Source organism: Lacticaseibacillus camelliae DSM 22697 = JCM 13995 (assembly GCF_001311195.1).
GTDB classification, from domain to species: Bacteria; Bacillota; Bacilli; order Lactobacillales; family Lactobacillaceae; genus Lacticaseibacillus; species Lacticaseibacillus camelliae.
On record NZ_BBAJ01000105.1, the window covers coordinates 1 to 6,368 of the forward strand.

The 6,368-nt window shown below is 50.4% G+C and carries 6 protein-coding genes and 3 pseudogenes; all 9 read right to left on the bottom strand.

Annotated elements, in window-relative coordinates:
• Nucleotides 1-1,012, bottom strand: a pseudogene (locus tag JCM13995_RS12450) (FtsK/SpoIIIE domain-containing protein); the annotation flags it as partial.
• On the bottom strand, nt 1,009-1,296 hold the full coding sequence (locus tag JCM13995_RS12455) for a hypothetical protein (RefSeq protein ID WP_054666153.1): 288 nt from the start codon (nt 1,294-1,296) through the stop codon (nt 1,009-1,011). The pseudogene JCM13995_RS12450 and the gene JCM13995_RS12455, both read right to left, overlap by 4 nt.
• Before the next feature lie 19 nt (nt 1,297-1,315).
• Nucleotides 1,316-1,564, bottom strand: a pseudogene (locus tag JCM13995_RS17905) (hypothetical protein).
• Between the two features lie 34 nt (nt 1,565-1,598).
• Entirely contained in the window at nt 1,599-1,889 is a 291-nt protein-coding gene (locus tag JCM13995_RS12465) for a hypothetical protein (RefSeq protein WP_225350897.1), read from the bottom strand.
• Nucleotides 1,849-2,112: a hypothetical protein gene (locus JCM13995_RS12470; RefSeq protein WP_054666158.1), complete on the bottom strand. Its 264-nt coding sequence runs from the start codon at nt 2,110-2,112 to the stop codon at nt 1,849-1,851. The genes JCM13995_RS12465 and JCM13995_RS12470 overlap by 41 nt, the downstream gene beginning before the upstream one ends.
• A 74-nt stretch (nt 2,113-2,186) precedes the next feature.
• Nucleotides 2,187-2,558, bottom strand: a complete 372-nt coding sequence (locus tag JCM13995_RS12475) for a YdcP family protein (protein ID WP_054666161.1) — start codon at nt 2,556-2,558, stop codon at nt 2,187-2,189.
• 18 nt (nt 2,559-2,576) lie between these two features.
• Nucleotides 2,577-2,900: a DUF961 family protein gene (locus tag JCM13995_RS12480; protein ID WP_054666166.1), complete on the bottom strand. Its 324-nt coding sequence runs from the start codon at nt 2,898-2,900 to the stop codon at nt 2,577-2,579.
• Nucleotides 2,901-2,942: 42 nt separating this feature from the next.
• Nucleotides 2,943-3,185, bottom strand: coding sequence for a hypothetical protein (locus JCM13995_RS12485; protein WP_003606405.1), 243 nt, complete (start codon nt 3,183-3,185; stop codon nt 2,943-2,945).
• 1 nt (nt 3,186) lies between these two features.
• A pseudogene (locus JCM13995_RS12490) lies at nt 3,187-6,368 on the bottom strand (MSCRAMM family protein); the annotation flags it as partial.

Genomic DNA, 6,368 nt, shown 5'->3' on the forward strand with positions numbered 1-6,368 from the left:
CGGCCAAGCATATCCATAAAGGCGACATATTCATCAAAAATCAGAAAATGGGCGGGTAGTCCAAGGTAGGCGTAGTTCTCGCCAGTCTTGTATCCGTCCATTTGTTTCATTTTGTCGTTACGCGCCATCATGTCCTGATAGAAGGTTTCAAGTGCATCCAGCATGGCTTCCTTCTTGGAATAGACCCCTGGCATCACGTCAGCTAAGTCGGCGAGGTCAGCATTTTTCGGGTCAAGAATGGTGAGCTGGGCACCGTCTTTCAGCAGTGCTTCAATCAACGTCAAAATAAAGTAGGTCTTACCACCACCTGTACCACCAGCGATCAGCATGTGGGGCAGCGCGTCATAGTGCCAAGCCACGGTTTCCATGAGCTGCATGGAGCCATGTTCACAGGTCACGTCAGCGATGGTGATGCGCTTGCCGATCGTGTCGTAAAGCAAGGTGTATTCGACGTAAGAATCGTGCATGATCTTGTCGACCAGCTCACAGTAAAGACCAGCCTCTAACTTCTTTTCCAAGTGCAGGAGTTGATCTTGATAGGAAGACATGACGATTTCAACGGAAACGTGAATCAGCCATCCTTGAGTCGGTAATAGATTTTGGGAGAGTGCGAAATCTTCTCTTTGGTGCGCGTTGAGCCTAAGTCTTTGAAGAAGCTCTCGCTGTTGGTTTGGTCGGTTTGGTACCACTTGTTCTCCATGATCATGCGGGCGAGCTTTTGGCGGTGTTCCATCTGCTTGTAGGAATCCGCAAACCACGTTCGGTAAGCCCACAAACCAGCACCAAAGAGTAGTGCTGTACATAAACTGTTGATAATCAGCGGCAACCATGACCAAGGCAAGGCCACCACGTCCGGCCAATTAAAGAATTTCCAGTTGATTTGTCTTAGCAGCGGCCAATAAGCAATGGCAGCTCCAGTTACCCACAAGCAAACCACAACCGTCATCGCCGTGTTGTAGAGTAAGTTGCGTTGACGGGGATAGACCCGTGTACCGCGATACGTAAGTTTCATTCGTCAATGTTCACTCCGTCGTAGCCAATCACGAGACCAAGTGGACTACTTGAAACGTTGAAACTAAAGCGCGCGCCTTGAAGGTAGGCTTCGGGTTTCGCACACTGTTCTCTGGCTAAAATCAGGTCACAAGCATTCATGCCAGCTTGAATCGCGTGATTAGCTGCGTCGATTAAATTGATGATGACGTCACCAGTGGGTGATGCACCGTTGTCAAAGTCAGCGATGTGTTCGTAGTGAAGTTGAAAGTCGTCCAAGTTGACGAGGGTTACTTGATCATTCATAGAAATTCTCCTTTGGGCGTTACTTGACGCCAATATATTTGATAGCGGGTTGTCGATCTTCGGTGTCGATATTGAAACTGAACTCCTTGGATTCGTGATCGCGGGTACATTCGCCGTCTACCTAAATTGAAAATGGTTCGCCAGCAGTTGCCTGTTCGGCCGCCATCAGCACCATGTCGATCAAAGCTTCCGGGCTAGGGTCGTGGAAATCAGGGTCAACTAGCGCGGGGTAGTCTTCCAAGAATCCATCAATATTCATTGCGGACATTTTCGAGCTCCTTTCATTTGTGATAATACGAAATTCATTCCACACCCATATAAATCACGGTGTCTTCAAGCAAGTTGAAAATGAATTCCTTAGGTTCGTCATCAATCGTGTTGTCATCAACCCAGATAATGAATTGACCGTCCATTGCCTGTGTTGCGGCATCAGCGACCAATTCCTGTAAAAAGTCAGCGCTTGGCAGAACGCCATCTATTTTGATAAGTCTGGTGTAATCTTCGACAAAGCCGGCGATTTCAAAATTTTGTGGTTGAATCGATTTCGCATCTCTACTCATCGCTGACGCCCAGATACGAAAGCCGTAAGCCATCTTCGCCTTCGTAAGATGTGAACGAGAACAGCTTATTCATGCCGTCGTTAGTTTGTTCACTGTCGATATGCAGGTGCTGGTAGGATTCAGGGCTTTCTTCCATGAGTTCCACCATGTCTTGCAGGATCTCGTCTGGGTCAAGGCGGTAGTCGTTGTCGATTTCTTCGTTATAGTCGTCAATGAACACTTCACGACCAACTATGGTCAGGGTGGAAGTCATCATCAGGAATCAACTCCTTTCGTTGGTGGCAAGCAACCGCCGCAGCGGGCGGCGCGCGCGAGGAGTGGGGCAATGAGCTATTTCTTGTCATTGTTGTTTGGCTTCTCCTGCGGTTTGACCGGCGCGGTGTCGATCACGAGATCCTTGGCCTTCATGTACCACGAAGTTTCAACTCGGTTGAAGTTTGCGTTTGCCACGGTGTCGATCACTGGGTCAACTAAAGTCACAATCTGGTTGTACTTGAAGTCCTTGACCCCGGCCTCTGCCGGAATTGAAACTTGGATCATCATCCCTTGTTTCATGGATTTCAAGTCATAGGTGCGTTCCTTTACGTCGTCGGTACGGTTGCCGTCTTCGTCTTGCACGAAGCGTTCGCGGCGCTGTCCGGAGAATTTCAAGACGCCAAAGGTTTCTTCTAAGTCGATAACGATGCCTTCTGCTAATCGCATGTGAGTTCCTCTTTTCTTTTATTTGACTGGGACAATATCGTCGGCATTGCAGATGTAGCCCACAAAGGCTTGTTCACCGATCCGGTAGCCGACGGTCGCAATCCGCGGCTTGATGATGGTGACCGGTGCGTCAACTTCAATGCTTTCGGCCTTGTCACCTTTCTTCGCCGGAATAGTGATTTCGATGTTGTCGGTGCGCTGCAAGTCGGAGAACAACTCGTAAGTGCGGGAGACAACCTTGCGGTTGTCACGATCTCCTTCTGACAGTTCGCGCTTGAGCGAGCCGAAGTATAGGTGACCGAACGTCTTTTCAATGTTTGGTGCAACAAATTTGAGTTCCATGTTGTAGCCTTCCTTTCGTATTCAAAAAGCCGGGTAGTTGGGCTACTCGGCTGTGGCTTGGTGATAGTATTCGGTTAATTGTTGAAGTAGATAATCGTAAAACGACTTGGAGATTGGGTGAACTGTGCGGCCATCAGCATATCGTGGAAACTGGATATACCAGCGATACTGACCTTCGATGAGCTTCACGTTTTTCAAAATGAGCACATGATCCAGTACGATGTCGCCTTGGAGCAGCACGTCGCCGCCGGGATTGGGATACATGTTGATAGAAGAAATGCGCATATCAGTTGCCATCTTTCTTCTTGGCACCACCGATTACAACCATCGTAGCGAGGACGCCGAGCAGCAGTACCACACCGATGACGATGAGCCAGCCAGACGTCGCGTTGCCAGTTTGTGGGAGGCCAGGCTTAGGCGTCTGCTTGTCGGTCATGACGGCCTTCATGATTTCACCATCCTTAGTGATCTCGAATGGCACGAGGGCTTCGCTAATTTCGTAGCCCTTTGGTGCATCGTATTCTTGGAAGCTGTACTTACCAGCAGGCAGATTACCAAAGGAGAAGACCCCATTCTTGTCGGTGCGACCAGATACAACCGTCTTGCCGTTTTCGTCCAGAATACGGATACCGGTGTTTGGCAGGCGCTTTCCAGTCGAAACGTCGGTCTTGGTCAGTTCGCCCATGCCTTTGATCAAGTCGTTGGTCAGTTCAAAGGTAATCGCGGTTTCCTTGGTGTCAGACTTGGTCTCACCGATCTGCTTGTCCTTGCTATCGAATACCTTCACGCCGTCCTTAGTAGATACGAGCTTGAGAGTTTCCTTCGATAAGACAAGGTTGGTGGCAGAAGGCTTGGATTCACGGAGATAGAAGGTGCCCACAGGCAGGTGCTTGATTGACCCAGTAGAATCTTTGCCGACGGTGATGGTCTGAATCACCTTTTTGTCCGCATCGAGCAGTTCAAAGGTCGCGCCAGCAGCGTTACCGGTCATCGCGTAGGAGTAACCCTTACCTGAAACCAGCGTGGCAACTTCATTGATTTTCTTGAATGACAGTTCGTTTTCGTGGAGCTTGTTGTCGATCACCTTACCGTCATTGAGGTCAATGTGTTTGATCTTCTCATTGTCGGTGGTGTGGAAATGGAAGCCGTACATCGTCGTGTTCAAGTCGTGCTTCTCACCAGCATCAAGTTCCTTGACGTAGTAGTAGCCTTCTGGCAACTGGATCGCGCCAAATTCAGCCTTACCGTCTTTGACCGTCGTGGTGGCAACGAGTGATTCAGAAGGAATCACAGTTTTGCCGATCGTGGTTTCGCCTTGCGTGAACAAGCCGAAGACCTGACCGTTGGCAGCGACATTCTTGATAATTGGGAGGTTATCCTTCCAGCCGGTGATGCTTTCTTCTTGCTTGTGAAGTGTAATGTCGAGCTGCTGGAAGTCGTTCTTGGCTTCAAGTGAGGTGGAGGTCACCGTCACTTCTTGCCCGGCATACTTGAGTTCAAAAGTAATCGGATCGGTATTCATAATGAACCCGTTTGGTGCAGAGATTTCAGTTGCCGTGTACTTGCCAAGATAGAGTTCTGGGGTCTGAATCTGACCTTGAGCATCAGTGGTGCCGGTAGCAACCACGTCACCCTTGTGTGCACGAACGGTTCCGTCAGCAGTCGTAATGTCTTCGGCTGCTTTGAACTCAAACTTCGCACTAGCGAGGGCGATGTAGTCGTAGCGGTACTTATACTGGTCACCGTATTCAGTTTCAACCTTTTCGACGGCGACCGGGGTAGCCCCGGTCTTGGTCAAGGTGGCGACACCCTTTTGGGAGAGGTCAGCGAACTTGATGACCACGATGCCGTCCTTATGGCTGCCGTTGATGGTGAACTTGGTTGGTTTCTTAGCCAGTACATAGCCTTCTGGAGCTTGAACTTCTTCGAGCTGGTACTTGCCGTAGCCGAGCGCTTCGGCTGTGATTAACTCACCGGAGTTGTCGGTAGCGAACTTATCAGTCATACCGGTCTTGTCGGCTGTCGGCTGAACTTCGTACTTGTTGGCTTGCAGGTTCTTAATGCGGAAGATTGCGCCAGCGCGCAGCACGGTCTTACCGGTTTCGGTATCAACCTTGACTACCCGCAGCTTTTCTTCAATGACCTTGTTTTCGATGCTATAATGCTGGGACTTCTGGGTGCCATCAACTGTGACCGTGAACGGCTTGATGCCGTTGTAGCCCGTTGGGGTCTTGGTTTCAGCTACGGTGTAGGTGTCGTAAGGCAGATCCGCAAACTTCACGTACCCTTGGGCATCGGTGAGGCCAGTGCGAACAACCTTGCCAGTGGTCTTGCTGGTGACAGCGAACTGGGTGTCCTTGAGCATGACCGACTTAGTGCCTTTGCCTTGGGTTGACCAGTCGTAGTTCCCGTACTTGAGTAAGTCGAGATCACCAGTGATGACTTGTTCCTTGACCGTCGTGGTAGCAGTTGCAGTGGTGAGGTTCTGACCAGCGTAAGCCAACTTGAAGGCGTGCTTTTGCGGATCAAGCACGTAACCAGTCGGCGCCTTTACTTCTTGCCAGTAATAATCGTCCAGTTCCAAGCCGGAAACAGACGCCGTGTTGTTGGCGATCGTCACCGATTTCACGAGCTTGTCATCGGTTGCACGGTGGAGTTCGTAGACAGCCTCGTTTAGGCTGGCAGCACCTTGTGGCTGCTTACCAGTAACAGCGTCAACTTTTTCGATGTTGGCAGTGCCGCGCTGTTCTTGATCGGTCGTATCGACGTGAGCCGTAGTGACCGTGACAGTTTGACCAGCATACTTCAATTCAAACGGCAGCTTGGCCGTGTTCAGAACATAGCCAGCAGGGGCTTTTTCTTCCAGTGCGTAGTAGCTACCGAGCTTGAGGTTCTGCAAGGTGCCTTTGCCATTGCCGTCAGTGGTGATCGCGCCAACCCGTGTGCCGGTGCTGGTGTAAATGCCGTAGACAGCACCATTAAGCGAGTAGTAGGCATTGAACATGTCGCTACCGAACTCACGCCCAATCTTGGCGAGGGTCACGTTACCGAGCTGTTCCTTGTTACCGAGGACAACTTCAACGGTCTTGCCGGGTTCGATGGTGACTTCTTTGAGTTCACCCTTGTTGACGTAGCCGTTAGGAGCAGTGACTTCCGAGACGGTGACCTTGGTGCCAGCCTTCAAGTCATTCAAGGCAGCATACCCGTCAGTACCAGTCGTGACTTCTTTGGAAGTACCATTGTATGCGAACTTGAGCTTCGCCCCGGGCAATGCTTTGTTGGTGTCGGCGTCAACCTTCTTGCTTTCAGGTTCCCGTTCAGGTTGACCTTGATCGGTAGCTGAATTCGCCGTTGCTGGAAAGCTTGAAATTGACCAACTTTTGTTGGGAGCCCTTTGTATAAACGAAAGAGGTACCAACGTCAGCGGCCTTAGCAATCGCATAAGCCACCTTACCAGATTCCTTCGAC